1 pseudogene is annotated in these 277 nt (G+C 65.0%); it reads right to left on the bottom strand.

From position 1 onward, the window contains the following. Positions 1–277 (bottom strand): annotated as a pseudogene (locus RT613_RS21590) (cyanate transporter); the annotation flags it as partial.

The following is a 277-nucleotide window of genomic DNA, read 5'->3' as shown; positions in this document are numbered from 1 at the left end:
CGGAACGAGCCAGCCGAACACACAATAGGCAAGGGCGGATTGCAGCCCCATGAACAGGGTCACGTTCCATGCCAGCCGGTCGCGCCAAAGGCCTTCGACACGGAAGCCGCTGCGCGCTGCACCACGCTTGACCAAAAACACCTGTGGCAACCAGATGGCACCGACCACCAAAGCCGGCAGTGCCCAGGCGGCAAGGGCGGCACTCATCGAACCGCCAAGGGCCGCTTCAAGTGGTAGTGTCAGACCCGCAGCACCAGCTGCACCGGCGCACAGCGCC

Origin of the sequence: Agrobacterium sp. (assembly GCF_032092815.1) — a bacterium.
Lineage (GTDB): Bacteria > Pseudomonadota > Alphaproteobacteria > Rhizobiales > Rhizobiaceae > Agrobacterium.
Note: the sequence above shows the minus strand (reverse complement) of the source record. Positions and strands in the feature narration are given on the sequence as shown.